Source organism: Flavobacterium sp. J49 (assembly GCF_011742145.1).
Lineage (GTDB): Bacteria > Bacteroidota > Bacteroidia > Flavobacteriales > Flavobacteriaceae > Flavobacterium.
This window is the reverse complement of the sequence record NZ_JAAQQU010000104.1, coordinates 581,411-601,782: the sequence shown is the minus strand read 5'-3', so window position 1 is coordinate 601,782 and position 20,372 is coordinate 581,411. Positions and strand designations below refer to the sequence as shown.

Sequence of the window (20,372 nt, the reverse complement as noted above, 5' to 3'; positions counted from 1 at the left end):
ACTTTAGTACATTGTTCGTTTTACTGTTACACATGAAAAAATTTCTATCCATAGCGTGCTTATTCCTTTCGCTTTGGGCTTCGGCTCAAAACGAACAGTTGGCCAATAATTATTTTGACCGAGGCGAATTTGAAAAAGCTTTAGTCAGCTATGAAGAATTGCTCAAAGCCCAAGCCGGCAATTCGAATTATTTTCAAAGAGTCATTGAGTGTTACCAACAGTTACAACAATTTGACAAAGCCGAAAAAGCGCTGCAGGAAAGACTCGACAAATACCGCCAAAACAGTCTTTTAATCGAATTGGGTTTCAATTACCAACTGCAAAAAAACCAAGAGAAAGCCAATAAATATTACAATCAGGCGATTGATAAAATCAAGAAACACGCACCAGAAGCTTATGGCATTGCCTATACTTTTGAGAGAAAAGCGTTGTTTGATTATGCGCTTTTGGCTTATAAAACTGCCATTGAAACCGACCCGAAACTGAGTTTTAATTTCCAAATGGCCATGCTTTACGGTCAAAAAGGCGAAACCGATTTAATGATAGAAACCTATTTGTTAGAAGCTTATCAAAATCCGCAAAACTTACCGATTATTCAAAATCAATTGTCGCGATTCATGACCGAAGACGGCGACGAAAATTTCAATGAGACCTTAAAAAAAGCATTACTAATCCGAACCCAGAAAACCCAAGATGTTTTTTGGAATGATTTTCTGAGTTGGTATTTTGTGCAGCTCAAAGAATACGGCAAAGCTTTCGTGCAACAAAAAGCCATTTACAAAAGAAACCCGGAATCCTTTGGCAACATCGTCAATTTGGGCGAAATGGCCATAGCCGATAACGACCAGGATTCAGCTAAAGAAATCTTGACTTTTGTTATAGAAAACACCAACGATTTAGAACTGCTGATTCAAGCCCATTCCTATTTGATGGAAATGAAAATCAATCATGCCACCGAGAAAGATTATGTGACCATCACGGCCGAATTGGACAAACTGATAAAAGAATTTGGCGTAAGTCCATATACTTTATCCCTGCTCGAATTGGAAGCCGATTTCACCGCCTTTCATTTGAACAATCCCGAAAAAGCCAAGATGATTTTGAAAAACGCCATGGAAATGCCCATCAATCGTTACCAACTGGCTGAACTCAAAATGCAATTGGCCGACATTCTTTTATTGGAAGAAAAATACAACCAAGCCTTAATTTATTATTCCCAAGTAGGCGAAGACATGGCAGGAGATGTTACCGGCCAGGAAGCGCAATTGAAAACCGCTAAAACCAGTTATTTCAAAGGTGATTTCGAATGGGCTACCCATCAATTAAAAGTATTAAAATCGGCGGCCTCCCAATTGATTGCCAATGACGCTTTGGACTTGTTTTTATTAATCAGTGACAATACTGTTGAAGATTCGACCCAAGTGGCTTTGAAGAAATTTGCCCGTGCTGATTTTTTGTTGTACCAAAATAAAAAAGCGGCGTCTTTGGAGCAATTTCAACTCATTTTAAAAGAGCACAAAGGCGAAGAAATTGAAGCCGTAACGCTATTGCGCATTGGTAAAACCTATGAGAAAATGGGCGATTTCACTAAAGCTTTGGAATACTACAACAACATTACCACCAACCAAAAAGAAAGCATTTATGTAGACGAAGCATTGTATTATTCAGCTGAGATTTACAACTTTAATTTAGTCGATGTCGAAAAGGCCAAACCGCTTTATGAAGAAATCATCTTCAAACACGAAGACAGTATTTATTTCGTAGACTCGCGGAACAAGTACAGAAAATTAAGAGGCGATACCAATCTTTAAAACCTCAAATCACCGAATAACCAGATTAACAAATCCCTTTGACATGATTTTATACAACGTTACCATCAACATACACGAAAGCGTTCACGACCAATGGATGCAATGGATGCAGGAAAAACATATTAACGACGTCTTGGCCACCGGAAAATTTTCTTCGGCACGCATGGTGAAAGTTTTAATCGAAGAAGAAATGGGCGGCATGACTTATTCTATTCAATATTGTACCGATAGCAAAGAAACCCTGCAAAAATATTACGATGAAGATGCACCAAGATTACGCGAAGAAGGACATCGCCTTTTTGGCGACAAAATGTTGGCCTTCAGAACGGAATTGGAATTGATAAGCGATCATTAAAATGAACCAAGTAAAAGCCAAAAAACACCTCGGGCAGCATTTCTTAACCGATGAAAGCATAGCCAAAGACATTGCCGACACCTTGAGTCTTGAAGGTTATGACAACGTATTAGAAATCGGTCCGGGCATGGGCGTATTGACCAAATATCTTTTGGAGAAACCGACCACGACCTATGTGATTGAAATTGACACCGAATCGGTGGAATATTTGAATGCACATTACCCAAAGTTGCACGGAAAAATCATCTCTAAAGACTTTTTGAAATACAACATCAATGAGGTGTTTGAAGGCAAACCTTTCGCCATTACCGGAAACTTTCCGTATAATATTTCGTCCCAAATTGTGTTCAAATGTTTGGAATTGCGCGAGCAAGTACCTGAGTTCTCCGGTATGTTCCAAAAAGAAGTCGCCGAAAGAATTTGTTCCAAAAAAGGCAATAAAGTATATGGCATACTTTCGGTTTTGGTCCAGGCTTTTTACGACGCTGAATATTTATTTACGGTTCACGAACATGTTTTCAATCCGCCACCCAAAGTAAAATCGGGCGTATTGCGCTTGCGCCGAAAAGCGGATTTTCATTTGCCTTGTAATGAAAAATTGTTCTTTACTGTGGTTAAGACCGGTTTCCAACAACGCAGAAAGACCTTGCGAAACAGTCTAAAATCGTTTAACCTGTCGGATAATTTAAAAGAAGATACTATCTTTGACCTCCGTCCGGAACAATTAACTGTGGAGCAGTTCATTGAACTCACCCAAAAAATAGAAGCCCATGCAGTTTAAAATCAGCAAAGAACTCTTAGCGCAAATCGAGCAACTCATTCACGACAAAAACGACCAAGAATTGGAAGTGTTGTTGAATGACATGCACCATGCCGATATCGCGGAGATTTTTGAGGAATTGGAAACGGCTGAAGCCACCTATATTTTTAAAATCCTGGACAGTGAAATTACCGCTGAAATTCTTCCCGAGTTGGAAGATGATTTGCGTGAAAAAATCCTCCAAGGGCTTTCGGCCAAAGAAATTGCGGAAGAGCTTGACGAATTGGATACCGATGACGCTGCCGACATTATTGCCGAACTTTCGCAAAGCAAAAAAGAAGAAGTAATCTCCGAATTAGAAGACGTAGAACACGCCAAAGACATTGTCGATTTGTTGCGCTACGACGAAGATACTGCCGGAGGTTTGATGGGAAAAGAGTTGGTGAAAGTCAATGAAAATTGGAACGTACTAACCTGCGTAAAAGAAATGCGAATTCAGGCGGAAAATGTAACACGTGTGCATTCGATTTATGTGGTAGATGACGAAAACCGTTTGAAAGGAAGATTATCTCTAAAAGATTTATTGACGACTTCTACCAAAACGCCCATCAGCGAAGTGTATATCAAAAAAGTAGATTATGTTAGAGTGGACATGCCCAACACGGATGTTGCTCGTATCATGCAAAAATATGACTTGGAAGCCATTCCGGTCGTAGATGAAATGGGACGCTTAGTCGGTAGAATTACCATTGACGATATCGTAGACGTAATCAAAGAGGAAGCCGATAAAGATTACCAGTTGGCTGCGGGTATCTCACAAGACGTAGAAGCCGATGACAGCATCCTCGACTTAACCCGTGCGCGTTTGCCTTGGCTGGTTTTAGCATTGTTTGGTGGTTTTATCAGCGTTAGAGTCTTAGGTCTATTCGAAGGCGCGATGACCAATCACGGGAATTTATTTTTCTTTACACCGCTAATCGCTGCGATGGCCGGAAATGTAGGCGTACAATCTTCTGCGATTATTGTGCAAGGTTTGGCCAATCAATCTATTAGCGGTTCGTTATGGAATCGTTTGATCAAAGAAGTGTCGTTGAGTTTGCTCAACGGAATCATATTGGCCTCGATCTTATTCGTGGGCAGTCATTTCTTGCTGAATGTAGAATTGATTATTGGAGAGATTGTCACCATAGCGTTGATTTCAGTAATTATCATCGCCTCGCTAATTGGAACCTTTGTACCGCTATTACTGCATCGATTCAACATTGATCCGGCCTTGGCGACCGGACCGTTCATCACCACCAGTAATGACATTTGCGGAATATTGATTTACTTTTCGATTGCCAAATTGATTTTAGGGTTTTAGTTTTTTAGGAGCAGAAGTTTCCTGCTTCATTACACTTATCTTCCCGCTATCCACTATATCTTTTTAGGATGTGCCTGCACTGTGTTCCGGCCAATCCTAAAAAGGATGCCGTTCCTATCGGGGCTAATTAGAATATATTTCATTCTTACAACAAACAAAAAAACCTCTCATTGCTGAGAGGTTTTCCTTTTGTACTCTACCTTCGGCAGACAGGCCGGAGTGGGAACCTGCCTGCCGGCAGGCAGGTCGAGCCTTTTATTTTGTCTGTTCACGGATTTGCTTTAGTTTTTCTTTTCCAATTCCCGATTTATAATATTTTTCACGAATTCTTGCCTCTTCCCTAGTTTCAAATTCTTCTTTGTAAATAATTTTAAATGGTAAATAAGGTTTTGTTGTTTTATTCTTTCCTGAATTATGCTCCATAAATCGCCTTTCTATATTATCTGTTAATCCAACATAAATATAGTTTCTATTCAAACTTGATATGGCATACATATAAAACACCATCAAATTTAAACAAAAAAACCTCTCATTGCTGAGAGGTTTTGTACCCGGAGTGGGAACCTGCCTGCCGGCAGGCAGGTCGAACCCACACTCCTAAGAACACGAAATAATTATAAAATAAAAAACCTCTCATTGCTGAGAGGTTTTTCTAAGTACCCGGAGTGGGAATCGAACCCACACTCCTAAGAACACGAGTTTGAGTCGTGCGCGTCTACCAATTCCGCCATCCGGGCATTAAGGTATTTGTGTTTTGTGGGTGCAAATGTAAAAAAAATTTCTTCATACAAACCAAAAAATACTTAAAAATATCCTTTCAGAGTCGGATTTAATTTCTAAATTTGCACCGCGTTACAGCAACACACAACTAACTAACTACATCCGAGGCAATTATATTCAGGAAGCATGAGACAGCAATCAGCGCTAAATGACATAAGAGCAACGGAATAAAAACAATAATTGACAATGTCGCATTTAGAACCCGAAGCAAAGATATTTGCCTGTTCACAAAGCGTCCATCTGGCCGAACAAATAGCTACTAACTATGGGATTCCGCTGGGTAAAGTTACGTTCTCAAAATATAGTGATGGCGAGTTTCAACCTTCTTTTGAAGAATCAATAAGAGGATTACGCGTTTTTATTGTCTGCTCTACTTTTCCGAGTGCCGATAATTTAATGGAGCTTTTGTTAATGATTGATGCTGCAAAAAGAGCATCAGCCCGACACATTACTCCGGTAATTCCTTACTTTGGTTGGGCAAGACAAGACCGTAAAGACAAGCCAAGAGTGCCGATTGGAGCCAAATTAGTAGCCAAATTATTGGAAACTGCCGGCGCCACTCGAATCATGACGATGGATTTACATGCCGATCAGATTCAAGGGTTTTTTGAAAAACCGGTCGATCACTTGTTTGCCTCGACGATCTTTTTACCGTATGTAAAGAGTTTGCAGTTAGACAATCTAACGATTGCTTCTCCGGATATGGGCGGTTCGAAAAGAGCGTATGCTTATTCTAAATTTTTAGAATCTGACGTAGTCATTTGTTACAAACAAAGAAAAGCGGCCAATGTGATTGACACCATGGAGTTGATTGGAGAAGTAAAAGGCAGAAATGTAATTTTGGTCGATGACATGATCGACACCGGAGGAACACTAGCCAAAGCCGCCGATTTGATGATGGAAAAAGGCGCGATAAGTGTGAGAGCGATTTGTACGCATGCTATCCTTTCGGGAGAAGCGTATGAAAAAATCGAAAACTCTAAATTGCTTGAGTTGATTGTTACCGATTCTATTCCGTTAAAGAAAGAATCAAATAAAATAAAAGTGGTGAGTTGTGCACCGCTCTTCGCAGAAGTAATGCACATGGTGCAACACAACAATTCCATCAGCGGTAAATTCCTGATGTAATTCAATTAAGTATTTTTTTATTAACTATATATTTTTACAATGAAATCGATTACGATTAAAGGACAAGAAAGAGAAAGCGTAGGCAAAAAAGCTACTAAAGCCTTACGTGATGCTGGAATGGTCCCTTGCGTTATTTACGGAGGAACTACACCACAGCATTTTGCAGCAGAAGAAAAAGCATTCAAAGGCTTGGTTTACACTCCAAACGCACACACAGTTGTGGTTGATTTGGCTGGAAAAACTACCAATGTTATTCTTCAAGACATTCAGTTTCACCCGGTGTCTGACAAAATTTTACACATTGATTTCTTTCAATTAAACGAAAGCAAAGAAATCACTATGGAAGTTCCGGTGAAAATCGTTGGAACTTCTCCAGGGGTTTTGTTAGGTGGTGATTTACGTTTGAACCAAAGAAGATTAAAAGTGAAAGCTTTACCAAAAAATCTTCCGGATTATGTTGAAGCTAACATCTCTGAATTGCAAATGGGTAACAAATTATATGTTACCAAATTAGAAGCTAAAAACTTCAAATTGATGCACCCGGACAACACCGTGGTTTGTCAAGTGAAGATTTCACGTGCTGCTATGAAAGCCGCTCAAGAAGCAGCAAAAGCAGCAAAAGCTCCGGCAAAAGGAAAGAAAAAATAATTTATTTCCAAGTCATACTAAAAGCCTCGTTGAAAAACGGGGCTTTTTTATTTAGGAGCGAAAGGCTCGGGCATTCTTGGTTTCCATATTCCCGCCATCCGCATCTCGTCCCAAAAGACGAGATTAGCTCCTGTCGGGGCTAAAAAACAAACAAAAGGCATTTTATAAACTTCGGGAAATACCCCATTATGGATTAAATCTGCTTGCTTAGTACATTGCTATTCTTTGCCACAGATTACACGGATTTTACGGATTAGCACAGATTAGTCCGTGCTAATCCGTAAAATCCGTGGCTAAAAATTTTCACACCATCATAGCGAACTGAAGTAATAAATTAGTTTATTTTTGCCTCATGAAATGGTTAACTAAAATATTTACCACTAATACAATTGCTGATAACGCAGAAGAAATGAAAAAATTCCTAATTGTCGGACTTGGAAACATTGGTGCCGAATATGTAAATACACGCCACAACATTGGCTTCAAAATTTTGGATTATGTCGCCCAAAAAGAAAGCTTGTCTTTTGAAACAGCCAAACTAGGAAGCAAAACCGAATACAATATCAAAGGCAGAAAGCTGATTTTACTGAAACCCAATACCTATATGAATTTGAGCGGTAAAGCGGTGCAATATTGGATGGAAAAAGAAAACATCGCCAAAGAAAATGTCTTAATCATTACTGACGATTTGAATTTGCCTTTTGGCACCATCCGCATCAAAGCCAAAGGCAGTGATGGTGGGCACAATGGTTTGAAAAACATCCAACTCGTTTTGAACACAACCGAATATCCTCGATTTCGTTTTGGCATTAGCGATGAATTCAAAAAAGGCCAACAAGTAGATTATGTTTTGGGTGAATGGAACGAAGAAGAAAAAGCCAAACTTCCGGAACGTTTTGTCCTCTCCAAAGAAATCATAGAATCCTTTGCCTTGGCAGGATTAAATAACACCATGAATAGCTTTAACGGAAAATAAAAATATTAATTCGGAACAAATAAACTAAGAAAATTACTAGTGCTTTTAATGTCTTAAAGGGCTATTTTATATTAATTTAGGGCTAAAAAATGCCCGATTCTTAGAATTCTGAATATTACAACTGTTAACCCCACCAAAGAAGTTTGTTGCTTAATATTTTTTTTATATTTTTATCCGCTATTATACAATTATCTTTTACTATAACAAACTAAAAATCATGAAAAAAATTACTTTTATGTCTTTGTTTCTTTTGTTTTCCTTATGCGTAGGATACAGCCAAGAAGCAAAACAAAGAACTCTTTTTGGAAAGCCAGTCACTAATGTATCACCGGAAGGTTTGATTCGTTGTGCTTCTACAGAATATGAGCATTTCTTACAGGAAAATGACCCTAAAAGAATGACAGAAGCTCAATTTGAAGCCTGGTTGTCTCCTTTAATTGAAAGATACAAAGCCAGTCCGGAGTACCGTTCAGAATCAGGTGGTGTTATTACCATTCCTGTAGTAGTACACGTAATCCACAATGGTCAACCAGTTGGAACAGCTCCTAATATACAAGACGCTCAAGTAGAGTCTCAAATCACAGTTATGAATCAGGATTTCAGACGTATGGCCGGAACTCCGGGATTCAATACCAATGCAGTTGGTGCCGACACTATGATTCAATTTGCATTGGCCAAATCAGATCCAAACGGTAACCCAACCAATGGTATTGTAAGACACAATCTTTGTCAAGCTTCTTGGTCAACAACAGCAATTAACTCTACCGTTAAACCAAGCACTATATGGGACCCAACGCAATACATGAACATGTGGAGCGTACAATTCTCAGACGGCTCTCTTTTGGGTTATGCTCAGTTTCCAAGCAACTCTACTTTAGCCGGTTTAAACGCCAATGGTGGCGCTGCCAATACTGATGGTGTGGTAGCCAATTATTCTTATTTCGGATCAAGAAATATTTTCTCTGGCGGACTTTACGGAGACAATTCTTTTGACAAAGGAAGAACAATGACCCATGAAGTAGGGCACTTTTTAGGTTTACGTCACATCTGGGGAGAAGACGGAACGCCTTGTGTTGTAGATGACTATTGTAACGACACCCCTAGAGCAGGAGCGCCAAATTATGGCTGTCCGGCAGGCACCAATTCTTGTCCCTCACAACCGGGGAATGATATGATTGAAAACTACATGGATTATACAGATGATGCTTGTATGAACATCTTTACTGTAGACCAAAAAGCCAGAATCACAACTGTGATGAATAACGCAACTAGAAGACTTTCGCTAAAAACTTCAACAAAAGATCAAGCGATTCCATTATTTACGAACGATGCTGAATTAAAATTGGAAAACGTTTGTGCTACTGCCAGTGGTGCTTGTGGCACTGCTCCTTCACCAACTATAAAAGTTACTATATACAACAGAGGAACAGCTACTTTAACTTCAGCCGTTATTTCTTATAACATCAATGGCGGAACCAACTATACTTATCCATGGACAGGAAATTTAGCGCAAAACAAATTTGCTACTTTTGACATGCCGGTAACAAACGCCACTAACGGAACCTTCAATGGTACCATCACAACCGCTAATGGCGTAACTGATCAAAGAGCTTCAAACAACAGTGTTTCTGCTGCTTACACTATCCCATCAGGTCCACCCAACTATACATTCAACAATTATGTGTTTAGATTACAAAGAGATTTGTATGGTTCAGAAACAACTTGGAACTTAAAAAATCAAGCAGGAACTATTTTGTATAGTGGTGGTCCGTACACCGATACTACTGGGCTTCCGGCCCTTATTACTCAAAACTGGACTTTAGCCAATAACAACTGTTACACCTTTACCATTAATGACGCTTACAGCGACGGAATTTGTTGTAACTATGGTACTGGTTATTATGACATCAAATCAACTGATGGTACTGTAATCGTTGCTTCAGGCGCTTCATTTGGTGCTACAGAGAGTAAAGTGTTTACCGTTAACGTATTAAGCAACGAAACTTTCGAAACATTAAATGACATTTACGTTTACCCTAACCCAGCTAACAATGTATTAAACATTGCCGTTCCAACCGGAATTGAACTAGTTAAAAATGTTACGATTTACAACTACTTAGGTCAAACAGTAGGTCAAAAAAATATCCTAACCGTTGATGATTTATCTATAGACACTACTAACTACAGTAGCGGTGTATATTTAATCACTGTATCAAACGGTACGCAAAGCAAAACATTGCGCTTTATCAAAGAATAATGAATTGACGCATAACTAAAAAAAGAGGATTGAATTCATTTTCAATCCTCTTTTCTTTTAAAATAAAATTTACTTTTGTAAAAAATCTACGGTTGAAAACACATCTTTCCATTCATTCCTTTAAACCCAAAGACAAAACCATCGTTACTATTGGTACTTTTGACGGGGTTCATCTTGGCCATCAAAAAATATTGGAGCAAATCATCGCTTCCGCAAAATCAAATGACTGTGAAAGTTTGGTACTGACTTTTTTCCCGCATCCCCGAATGGTCCTGCAGGAAGGCACCGAGATGAAACAGCTCAATACCCTGAATGAAAAAATAGCCTTGTTGGACAACTTAGGCGTTGACCATTTGGTCGTTCATCCTTTTGACAAAGAGTTTTCCCGATTGACCGCCGAGGACTTTGTCCGTCAGGTTTTGGTGGATACTTTTAAACTAAAAAAAATCATCATTGGCTACGACCATCGTTTTGGCAGAAACCGTACGGCTGACATCAATGACCTTATCGAATTTGGCCATACTTACGGCTTTGAAGTAGAACAAATCTCAGCGCAGGAAATCAATGCTGTTTCCGTGAGCTCAACCAAAATCCGAACCGCTTTGTGTGAAGGTCAAATCGAATTGGCCAATGATTATTTAGGCTATAATTATTCCCTAACCGGAACCGTGACCAAAGGCCGACAATTGGGCAGAACCATCGGTTATCCAACAGCCAATATCCATATCGAAGAAGACTACAAACTCATTCCTAAAAACGGCGTTTATGTCGCCAAATGTGTCCTCAACCAACAACCATTTTACGGCATGATGAATATCGGGAACCGACCTACCGTAGACGGCACCAGCCAAACTATTGAAATCAACTTATTCGATTTTAATCAGGATCTTTACGACCAAACCATCACCGTTTCGCTCCTTAAAAGAATGCGAGACGAACAAAAATTTGAATCTTTAGACGCACTCAAAAACCAGTTGGCTCTTGATAAACTATCCGCACAAGAGTACCTCAGTCAACTGTAAATAATTTAATTTTACTTTTATTTTACTGAAACAAAAGTTTCTTTTCTGTTAAATAATTACTTTTTCAAAGATAATTTCTTAAATTTGATAGACTTGTTTAATTGTCCTTTTAAACCTTATCAAGATGAAACTACCTAAAGAAATAGTCAACGGAATCCTAATCTTTGCCGGAATCGCCCTTTATTTTTTAATCATGGAGTTCTTCGGTTTGTCAAAAGTCATTTACCTCAGAATGCTGAACGCCGCCTTTGTTTACTATGGCGTGAGCAGAACATTGCAATCCAACTTCAAAGAAGGCAAAACAGGCTATGTAGCCAATTTGCTTTCGGCAGGAACCACCGCCATCACGGGTGTTTTACTCAGCGTAGCGGGCTTGGTGACTTATATCTATGCCAGAGGCGGGAATGAATACGTCAAAAATCTCTCGGGAGAATTTTTATTTGGCGGAAACCCAACAGCCAATGAATACGCTATAGGACTTTTGTTTGAAGGAATTGCTTCCGGGGTTATCGTAGTGTTTATCGCCATGCAACTTTTCCGAAACAAAACGGCTGCCCAAGATTAACAGCCTTCTTTTATTGTTTTTCAAATTGTAACTTAAATACAAATTGACTACTTTTGGTGCAATATAAAATGTTACCTATGAGCATTACAAAACACAATTGGACCAAAGAAGAAATCATCGCCATATACAACAAACCCTTAATGGATTTGCTTTACGAAGCAGCCTCCATTCACCGCGAACACCATGACCCTAATGTGGTTCAAGTTTCGACCTTACTTTCCATCAAAACCGGCGGTTGCCCTGAAGATTGTGGCTATTGTCCACAAGCTGCCCGTTACCATACCGACATCCAAGGCAACGATTTAATGACCGTAAGCCAAGTAAAAGCACAAGCCTTAAGAGCCAAATCTAACGGTTCATCAAGAGTTTGTATGGGTGCCGCTTGGCGTAATGTAAAAGACGGAGAAGAATTTGACCAAGTATTGGAAATGGTAAGAACCATCAACAAACTCGACATGGAAGTGTGTTGTACACTCGGAATGTTAACCGAAAATCAAGCGCAAAGATTGGCCGAAGCCGGTTTATACGCCTACAACCACAACTTAGACACTTCTGAAGATTATTATAAAGAAGTGATTTCAACCCGCGGTTTTGAAGACCGTTTGCAAACCATAGAAAACGTCCGCAAAACCAATGTAACCGTGTGTAGCGGCGGAATTATCGGAATGGGAGAAAGCATTGAAGACAGAGCCGGTATGTTAGTCGCTTTGTCTACCTTAAACCCGCAACCGGAATCGGTGCCGATTAACGCGTTAGTAGCCGTAGAAGGTACCCCTATGGAAAACGAAAAGCCGGTTGAAATTTGGGAAATGATTCGCATGGTAGCCACTACCCGTATCGTAATGCCGGAAACCCAAGTGCGTCTTTCTGCCGGAAGAACCGAAATGTCTCGCGAAGGTCAAGCCATGTGCTTCTTTGCCGGTGCCAATTCGATTTTTGCAGGCGATAAATTATTGACCACACCCAATCCGGATGTGAATGAAGACATGAAAATGTTTGAAACTCTTGGCCTAATACCGCAAAAACCATTTATCAAAATAATGCAGCCTACGACCGTGGAAGCGGAAGATTCACAGTTCCAATCCTTGGGCGAAAAACCAAAATGGACGCGTCCGGGTCACCAAATTGAGCGCAATTTGGAAGCTTCTACCAAAGGAAAATAAGTTAACTTTTTCAAAAAAACACCTAGTTTTTAAAGCTTTTTATAACTTTGCTCTCGGCATCTTTTGCCGGGAGCTTTTTTTTATATTTTACCAGAACAGTCTATGTCATTAATACTCACAGAAATTGAACGCGTAAAAACTATTTCAAAAGAGGATTTTTACAACCATTATGTAAAAAAACAAAAACCTCTGGTTATCGAGCAACTCACTGCCGATTGGCCGGCCTATGAAAAGTGGAACCTAGCCTACATCAAGCAAGTTGCCGGTGACAAAATCGTACCGCTTTATGACGACCGCCCGGTTTCTCACAAAGACGGATTTAACGAGGCGCACGCCCAAATGAAAATGAGTGATTATGTCGATTTACTCAATGCCAAACCCACCAACTATCGCATCTTTTTATACAACTTGATCAAAGAAGTCCCGGTGTTGAAAAACGATTTCAAATGGCCCGACCTCGGGTTGAAATTGGTCAAACAATTGCCCATGCTTTTCTTTGGCGGAGAAAACTCGAAAGTGTTTATGCATTACGATATTGATTATTCTAACATCCTGCATTTCCACTTTCACGGTCAAAAGAGATGTGTGCTTTTTGCTCCCGACCAAACGCCTTATTTATACAAAGTGCCTCATGCCCTAATCTCGAGAGAAGACATCGATTTTGACCATCCCGATTTTGAGAAATGGCCGGCACTAAAAAAAGCCCAAGGCTTGGTAACCCATTTAAAACACGGCGAAATGCTCTACATGCCCGAAGGCTATTGGCATTATATGAAATACGTTACCCCCGGATTTTCAATGAGTTTGAGGGCATTTCCCACAAGCGTAACCAACTTGTCTAAAGCCGCCTATAATGTCTTTATCATGCGACACTTTGACAACCTCATGCGCAAATGGAAAGGCCAACGTTGGATAGATTACAAAAACAATCAGGCCATTGTCAGAACTAACAAACAGCCCTAAAAAAAGCGGCTCATTCCTGAGCCGCTTTTTTTAATTCATCAATATCTTTTTGGTAACAACCGTACCGCTATCGAGCTTGATTTTTACAATCAGGGATTGCTGGCTCAACGATATGTTGCTGGTTGTAAAATCATTGGTGCCAATGCCTTTGGCTTGGTACAATTGTCTGCCCAATACATCGTAAACCATTACTTCATCTATCGTTTGTATATAAGATTTTATGGTTAGCGCTCCTTGATTGGCAGCAACCACAACACTGTTGTTCAAAGTATCAAAATTAGGGTTGTCCAGCGCGGAACCATTGGTATAACGCAATAAGAATCTGTTTTCAAATTTACCGCTGGCCGTGGTAAAAGTATAAGGCGACGCTTTCAAATCGTGGATGATGTTCAATTGTAAATCTTCTACATAAATGTTAGTCGACTCGCTGTTTAATACGCCTTCTTGTTGGTCGATGCTAATGCTGAACTCGCCGTCAACCGAACTGAAATAACCAATCGGCACGATGTCTGACGCCACAAAATTGGATCTGGCCTGGATTTTATACTTCTCGTTATTGCCTAAAGTATAGAAGCTCAAATAATTGTTGCTTTGATTAACTCGCGCATCATAAGCCCAATCAAAATCAAGCGTAGAGTCGGGCAAATAAGCCACCAGCAACTGACCGAACATCCCGTCACCGTTTCTCAAATTCAACCACAATCGGTCTTTCTCTGCGGCTTGCGTTTGGGCCGTTCTGAAAAACTGAGTATTGTCATGGTCTTTATCTCTCATGGCGTTGTTAAAGGTCAAAGTATTATTGCCTTGGGCTTCTACAAAGAATCCCTGACCCGAAGCGATATACCCTGTTGGCACCGCACTACCCGTAAAACTGGCTCTGGTACTTCCCGATAAATTGTATACCGCATAATCATCGGTGATGAAATTGTACAGGTTAGGTCCCGGATTGGAAATCGAAACATCATCTACGTGCGTCCAGAAATACAAACTTCCTGACGTTTTGGCTCCGTTAGTCGTGATAAAATCATCGGCAAAAATAGCCGAAGGATAAGGATTCCCTATAAGGTTAAAATCATCGGCAGTGTTCGCCGGATTTCCGCTTTCTACTATACCTATCGAAATAACGCCATTGTTCACCGGACCTGAAAAAGTAACGGTTGTGGTAGCACTCGGCCCAAATGCCAATCCGGTAGGTCCCATAATGGCATAGCCTTTTCCGTTGGTCATGTTTCCGGTATAAGGCAACCAAGCCCACGGTGCGTAATCGTCAAAACTGTCGGGCACACCGGCAGCAGTTACCGTTCCGTAATAATCTATCGTGTTCATGTCGGAATAATTGGCCGCATTGAACTCAAAAGAATAATCGGTTCTCCAACCTGTAAACGTGCTACTGATATTAGCACCGTTAACCGGTGAAGACCAATACGTATAATCATATAATTCGAATGGCGCGGTGGTTCTGATTACATTGGTGGTTCCGTTGTTGGTCACCACACCGTTATCATTAACCATCACCAAAGAAGCATCATCTTGTACCAAGAAGGTTGCGGCAGTATTAACTGTCAAATCATTTACGATTGACACATAATCTCCGGATTGAATGTTCAACGTAAACCCTCCGTTAACCGTAACACTACAAGCTTCAAAACTACCGTGTAATGCCGTGTCATAATTGCCGTTAATCACTACAGCCATACCGGTCGTTGGCGCTCCGTTAGACCATGCACTGCCATTCCAAGTAGTCGATTGTCCTGCGGTAATCATCACCGCATTGGAAGCGGCATAACAAGTAGCACTGTTCTCTCGTACCTGACAATAAAACTGGTATCCTACTAAAGTGGCTACATCGGCTATGTTTAACGTGGCAGTATTGGTTCCGCTGTACAATCCTCCATCGGTCAAGGCTGTCCAAGTGGTGGCATTCGGTGCTACGGCATACCATTGGTAAGCCAAGGCATTTCCGCCTGAAAACCCTTCGGTTCCGGCTACTGTTAAACTGGTCGCTTTACACGTTGGGGTATAGGTCGGATGGGTAGTCACCGTTGGGGTAGTCACCGCCGGCATACTGTAAATTCCAATATTGCTATAATCGTTATTGGCACAAGAACCTACTCCGGCTCCGGCATAATCTGTTATAATCCAATCCGCGTTAAGATAAGTGGTATTAGGAGCTACGACCGTTGTTCTTCTTTTAAAGTTGGCCCCTTCTGTCCCCAATCCTAAGCCATTGGCCCAAGTATTATTGCCAAAAGCTCCCCAACTGTCAATTTGAGTACTCCCATTGAACAAAGCAGCATGATCGTGCTCATTATTGGTAAAGTTAACCGAACCACCTATAAAAGACTGGGCTCCATACGACCCATTTCCTCCGGGTGTTCCACAAGCATCATCATCGCCCAAAGCCACCACATAAGTGCTGCCCGAAGCCAAATTGACGTTGCTCAAAGCTAAAGGTGCTGCATAAGCGCCTCCATTGTTGGCCACTCTAATCGAATAGTTGGCTAAGTTTTTGGTAACTCCTGTACCATTGTATATTTCAACATAACTCAATGCTCCGGCATTAGAATCGGTAAACTCACTGATGAACAAATCGGTCGGAATGTATCCGCCTTCACAAGGTTGGGCCAAAGTAGTCAATACGGTAAACGCATTGGTCGCGGTACAACCTTGACTATTCGTGGTAACCAAGTTTCCGGAAGTGGCACCACTCGGTACTGTAAATTTAATTTGGGTAGCCGAAACTTGCGTAATAGGCGTTACTGTGACACCGTTAAGGGTTAAACCGGCACCGGACAGGTTATTTGCGGTAGCGGTGATGGTCACTTCCGTCCCTACCGGTCCCGAAGTTGGCGTTACCGTATTGGTTGCTGTGGCACAAACACCATTGCCCTCTACGGCAAAAGTATACGGGCTCTCACTGCCATACGGATCATCGTGAACTATGGTGATGGTTCCCGTTCTCAATCCGGCCAATTGCGGACTAAAAGTAATGGTGAAATCAACATAATTGGTTCCGCTAAAAGGAATATTGCTGTAAGGTGCACTCGAAGTCACCGTAAATTCTGTAGGGTTGGAAGACGTAATACTCGTTACATTCAAAGCCAAGTTTCCAATGTTTTCTATACGGAAAGTATTAACGGTACTCGCGCCAAGGTTCGTATTCGCAAACTGGGTATTGTCTGAAGCGGCAGGTGTGCTATCGCCCGAAAGGATGCTTGGGTTAGCCCCAACCACACCTTTGACATTAATATCCGGTGCCGGTACTTGCCCTACTCCCGTGAAGTTGATGACATAAGAACTTTCATTGGCATCATCGTTAACAATGGTCGCGCTTCCGGTAAAAGTCCCGTTGGCGGTTGGTGCAAAACGAATGGTAAACGTTCTCGTTCCGGGAGTTGTTCCACTGATGATTGGCACCGTAGTTCCCGAATAATTAGCAAACACCGAATAAGGCGGATTTCCCGTCATGGTTGGTGCCGTATTGGTTAAAGTAATGGTTTGTTGTCCTAAGTTTTGAATGGTAAACACCACATCTACCGGCGTGGTGGTCAGCACAGTCCCAAAATCATAAGTACTGCCTGTTAAATAATTCGTTACGCCTTGCACCACATTAATCTCGCGGTCTCTCGAACCGGCGGTCAAATGATTGGTCGTTGGGAAAGTATTACACGTGATGCTCATGGTATTGGTGGTAACCGGCGCTCCACCATTGGTCCAACTCGTCCCGTTCCATTGGTTCGATTGACAAGCGGCTTCTGTTCCCACTACATCCACCGGCAAATAGGTTCCGGTAACGGCATAAGTGGTTGGGGCAATCCCCGATGAAGTCATGCTCCAATATCTGGTAATATAGTTAGTTGACGCATCTAAATTAGGTTGCTTGATGTCGTGCACGGCATAACCGGCATAACCGCCATACGTTCCGCCACTGAAAACTACGGTTAGTGGAGAATATTGCATGCCATCGGCTGAAGCGGCGCTATCGCCTATCGGATAGGTAAAAGTTCCGGCGGCGGATAAGGTTTTGCGCAAAGAAGCACTCGTTCCGTTCGCCACATCGGCAATCACAAAGTTACTCGCCGAAGCACCACTAATGGTTCCCGAAGCGCCAATGGTCATTGGGTTATTGCCCACATCAACGATTCCGTTGGTCAAGGCCAAAGAAGTATTTACGGTCAAAGCCGAACCCAAGACACAAGCCACAGCTCCCGAAGTTCTGTCGATGGTAAACGTGCCTAAGTTTTGGAAAGTCGGGGTAAAATAAAGTGTGCCGATACTACCCGTTCCTCTCAAGGTTAGGTTGGAAGTGGTGCTTCCTTTGAAAGTTCCGGTACCGGTAATGATATTGGCAACCCCGGCCGTCCCGATGATTACATTTCTGTTATTTAGGTCGATGATGGTTCCGGCTCCCAAAACCACCGCGGTTCCGGCAGTAGGGGCTGTGATGTTTACATCGTTTAAAAATTGTACGGTAGTAGCGCCCGAAGTCACCACATAAGGAATTACCAAAGGCACTGTAGTAGAAGAAACGGTTTGTGTTCCCGAAGTTTTGCTAAACTCTATGGCTCTGTTGGCACCATTAAAGGTACCGGTGTTGGTAAAGTTTCCGGCGGTTTTTAAGTCATCGCCTACGGCCGACCCTAAGGTCAACGTTCCGGCATTGCTCACATTTCCGGCAACGGTCAAGGCTCCTGCGGTAGTAGTAGCGCCAAATGTCAAACTCGAACCGGCATCAATGGTCAAATTGCCATTCATCCCTTTTGGGCCGGTACTGGCTGCGGTATAATAACTAAAAGCGGTATTGTTGCTGATTTGAACATTGTTCGGATAACCGGGCGTAACGCCTATGGTAGCCACATTGGATGTCCATTCAAAAGAACGGATATAAGTAAAACCGGAATTGTATCTCAAGGTTGAAGCACTACCGTAAATAGGGGCATTGGTATTGATAAACCCATTGGTATTGATTTGCAACGTTCCGTTTACGGTTAGCACATTGGCGGCGGCACAATTCAGTTCTTGGTTCAAGATTAAAGTCCCGGCTACGGCGCCCAGCGCATTGTTAATTTGTGCTCCGGTACCTTGTATGGTTACATTGTAAGGCGTATTGGTGGTAGGCCAAAATCCGGAAGTATTTGAAATTGGAAACAAACCGCTACTGCTGTTCATAATGAGCGTATTGGCTGTTCCGTTGTATGTTAAGCTGTTGCCGGCTATACTACCGCCGGTATTCATTTGAATGGTCCCCGACACATTTGTAGTGCCATTGTTGGTAAACGTATTAGAAATGGTCAATGAAGCCCCGGCGTTTACATTGGTCGTGGTTCCCAAGTTTCTTGTCACGGCATTGGTCACGGTAACTTGGTGGTTCACTATGGCATTTTGAGCACTCGTAGGCACGTTACCACCAACCCAAGTGGCTCCCGTATCCCAATCACCATCGTTTTGGGTAGTGATGCCTGATGCAGGTATTACTATATTCCCACTAATTAAAGCAGTTGAATAATTATATGCCAAATCAATGTGTATAACTGCATATTTATATGTTGTATTTTGAGTAACTGTAGAGTCTGTATATGATGTACTACCTGAACCAACAGACGTTGACAATACTGTCCAATCAGTTGAAACTATATTTGGACCAGATGTTCCTCCTGTAACAGAATAAATACCTTGGTCATTCATCGATGGTGCAGAAGCAGACAAATTAGTGGTTCTTAAAATAACTGTATTTTGAATTCCTGTTCCAGCATCAGACCCGTTAGTCCAAGAAAACGATGCTGAACTTGAATTTAAAGTTCCAACTACAAATGATGTAGGTTCAATTGGTTTTACTAAATCAGGTGTAGCTGAAGTTGAAGAATACATAACAACATCATCCCAATAAACTATTGTCGGACCAGCAACAGACCTTGTATTGACTCTGCAACTAAAATTTTGAGAGGAACCAGATGAATTTTGTACTGAATGTGTTAATCTAGTTAAAGTTGTTCCAATTGTCGTTATAGCTGTACTACTTGTAGTAACATTCAATGTTCCACCACAAGAAGCTCTAGCAACAGTATTAGAACCTATTGCCCAACCAATTACATGCGCATAACTTCCATTAGGTATACTAATTAGTGTTGAATTAGTATGAGCAACATTTGAAGTTGAACTAGTTGAATGCGATAATGAATTAACTCCTGTCCTAGCATTGGTGGTTTGTGCAGTTCCTGAAGTTGTCCAAGAAGTTATACCATTTTCAAACCCTCCATTTGAAGGATTTTGCGCAAAAGAAGTAGTTGTAAATCCGGTAAAAAGTGCAATTCCAAAAAGTAAAGTCCTTAATTTCATACAGTTGAAAAAATATAGTTTCATAGTCACCAGTCCTTTTGGGGCACGAGAGCAATGGCTCTTTTGCGCACAAAAAAAGGCCAAGAGAATTGAGGTAGAAAAAAGGGCTTACAAAACTACGTCTAAATTACTAAATAACAAGCAGTTTGGGTTAAGAAATTATTACGATATCAACATTTTTTTTAACATTTTAAACGTTTCCTTTCAAATTGAAATCTTTGGGAAACAATTACGGTTTTTTGCTT

14 protein-coding genes and 1 tRNA gene are annotated in these 20,372 nt (G+C 41.2%); 12 read left to right on the top strand and 3 right to left on the bottom strand.

The annotated features are described in order from the left end of the window. The first annotated feature begins 32 nt into the window (after positions 1-32). Genes HA632_RS09250 through mgtE form a run of 4 tightly spaced genes read left to right on the top strand, consistent with a single transcriptional unit; the run spans position 33 to position 4,289 of the window. On the top strand, positions 33-1,811 hold the full coding sequence (locus HA632_RS09250; protein WP_176306891.1) for a tetratricopeptide repeat protein: 1,779 nt from the start codon (positions 33-35) through the stop codon (positions 1,809-1,811). Between the two features lie 43 nt (positions 1,812-1,854). Beyond that, positions 1,855-2,166 carry a DUF4286 family protein gene (locus tag HA632_RS09245; protein WP_176306890.1) on the top strand — a complete coding sequence of 104 codons (312 nt, stop codon included), beginning with the start codon at positions 1,855-1,857 and terminating at the stop codon, positions 2,164-2,166. Position 2,167: 1 nt separating this feature from the next. Further along, positions 2,168-2,947: a 16S rRNA (adenine(1518)-N(6)/adenine(1519)-N(6))-dimethyltransferase RsmA gene (rsmA, locus tag HA632_RS09240; RefSeq protein WP_176306889.1), complete on the top strand. Its 780-nt coding sequence runs from the start codon at positions 2,168-2,170 to the stop codon at positions 2,945-2,947. Beyond that, positions 2,937-4,289 (top strand): magnesium transporter, encoded by a 1,353-nt coding sequence (mgtE, locus tag HA632_RS09235; RefSeq protein WP_176306888.1) that lies wholly within the window; start codon positions 2,937-2,939, stop codon positions 4,287-4,289. The genes rsmA and mgtE overlap by 11 nt, the downstream gene beginning before the upstream one ends. Before the next feature lie 255 nt (positions 4,290-4,544). On the opposite strand, the gene HA632_RS09230 is transcribed toward mgtE, so the two are convergent. After that, entirely contained in the window at positions 4,545-4,784 is a 240-nt protein-coding gene (locus tag HA632_RS09230) for a GIY-YIG nuclease family protein (RefSeq protein WP_228778769.1), read from the bottom strand. Positions 4,785-4,946: 162 nt separating this feature from the next. Continuing rightward, positions 4,947-5,026 (bottom strand) — tRNA-Leu (locus HA632_RS09225). Positions 5,027-5,255: 229 nt separating this feature from the next. On the opposite strand from HA632_RS09225, the gene HA632_RS09220 reads away from it, so the two are divergent. The 8 genes from HA632_RS09220 to HA632_RS09185 all read left to right on the top strand — a co-directional run bounded on the left by HA632_RS09220 (position 5,256) and on the right by HA632_RS09185 (position 13,791). After that, positions 5,256-6,197, top strand: a complete 942-nt coding sequence (locus tag HA632_RS09220) for a ribose-phosphate pyrophosphokinase (RefSeq protein WP_176306887.1) — start codon at positions 5,256-5,258, stop codon at positions 6,195-6,197. Positions 6,198-6,236: 39 nt separating this feature from the next. Then, complete coding sequence (locus HA632_RS09215; protein ID WP_176306886.1) at positions 6,237-6,845, top strand: 50S ribosomal protein L25/general stress protein Ctc; 609 nt, start codon at positions 6,237-6,239, stop codon at positions 6,843-6,845. A 352-nt stretch (positions 6,846-7,197) separates the two neighbouring features. Continuing rightward, positions 7,198-7,821 carry an aminoacyl-tRNA hydrolase gene (gene pth / locus HA632_RS09210; protein WP_228778768.1) on the top strand — a complete coding sequence of 208 codons (624 nt, stop codon included), beginning with the start codon at positions 7,198-7,200 and terminating at the stop codon, positions 7,819-7,821. Positions 7,822-8,038: 217 nt separating this feature from the next. Continuing rightward, positions 8,039-10,078: a M43 family zinc metalloprotease gene (locus HA632_RS09205; RefSeq protein ID WP_176306885.1), complete on the top strand. Its 2,040-nt coding sequence runs from the start codon at positions 8,039-8,041 to the stop codon at positions 10,076-10,078. Positions 10,079-10,170: 92 nt separating this feature from the next. Then, on the top strand, positions 10,171-11,100 hold the full coding sequence (locus HA632_RS09200; RefSeq protein ID WP_176306884.1) for a bifunctional riboflavin kinase/FAD synthetase: 930 nt from the start codon (positions 10,171-10,173) through the stop codon (positions 11,098-11,100). 124 nt (positions 11,101-11,224) lie between these two features. Then, positions 11,225-11,665: a hypothetical protein gene (locus HA632_RS09195; RefSeq protein WP_176306883.1), complete on the top strand. Its 441-nt coding sequence runs from the start codon at positions 11,225-11,227 to the stop codon at positions 11,663-11,665. Between the two features lie 77 nt (positions 11,666-11,742). Further along, positions 11,743-12,828, top strand: a complete 1,086-nt coding sequence (bioB, locus tag HA632_RS09190; RefSeq protein WP_176306882.1) for a biotin synthase BioB — start codon at positions 11,743-11,745, stop codon at positions 12,826-12,828. Between the two features lie 102 nt (positions 12,829-12,930). Beyond that, entirely contained in the window at positions 12,931-13,791 is an 861-nt protein-coding gene (locus HA632_RS09185; protein ID WP_176306881.1) for a cupin-like domain-containing protein, read from the top strand. A gap of 30 nt (positions 13,792-13,821) precedes the next feature. Here HA632_RS09185 and HA632_RS09180 read toward each other — a convergent pair whose 3' ends face one another. Then, complete coding sequence (locus HA632_RS09180) at positions 13,822-20,151, bottom strand: choice-of-anchor D domain-containing protein (RefSeq protein ID WP_194967095.1); 6,330 nt, start codon at positions 20,149-20,151, stop codon at positions 13,822-13,824. Between the last annotated feature and the right edge of the window lie 221 nt (positions 20,152-20,372).

Coding starts and splice junctions, on each gene's coding strand:
- HA632_RS09250 (WP_176306891.1), top strand. CDS start 33: ATGAAAAAATTTCTATCCATAGCGTGCTTATTCCTTTCGCTTTGGGCT.
- HA632_RS09245 (WP_176306890.1), top strand. CDS start 1,855: ATGATTTTATACAACGTTACCATCAACATACACGAAAGCGTTCACGAC.
- rsmA (WP_176306889.1), top strand. CDS start 2,168: ATGAACCAAGTAAAAGCCAAAAAACACCTCGGGCAGCATTTCTTAACC.
- mgtE (WP_176306888.1), top strand. CDS start 2,937: ATGCAGTTTAAAATCAGCAAAGAACTCTTAGCGCAAATCGAGCAACTC.
- HA632_RS09230 (WP_228778769.1), bottom strand. CDS start 4,784: ATGTATGCCATATCAAGTTTGAATAGAAACTATATTTATGTTGGATTA.
- HA632_RS09220 (WP_176306887.1), top strand. CDS start 5,256: ATGTCGCATTTAGAACCCGAAGCAAAGATATTTGCCTGTTCACAAAGC.
- HA632_RS09215 (WP_176306886.1), top strand. CDS start 6,237: ATGAAATCGATTACGATTAAAGGACAAGAAAGAGAAAGCGTAGGCAAA.
- pth (WP_228778768.1), top strand. CDS start 7,198: ATGAAATGGTTAACTAAAATATTTACCACTAATACAATTGCTGATAAC.
- HA632_RS09205 (WP_176306885.1), top strand. CDS start 8,039: ATGAAAAAAATTACTTTTATGTCTTTGTTTCTTTTGTTTTCCTTATGC.
- HA632_RS09195 (WP_176306883.1), top strand. CDS start 11,225: ATGAAACTACCTAAAGAAATAGTCAACGGAATCCTAATCTTTGCCGGA.
- bioB (WP_176306882.1), top strand. CDS start 11,743: ATGAGCATTACAAAACACAATTGGACCAAAGAAGAAATCATCGCCATA.
- HA632_RS09185 (WP_176306881.1), top strand. CDS start 12,931: ATGTCATTAATACTCACAGAAATTGAACGCGTAAAAACTATTTCAAAA.
- HA632_RS09180 (WP_194967095.1), bottom strand. CDS start 20,151: ATGAAACTATATTTTTTCAACTGTATGAAATTAAGGACTTTACTTTTT.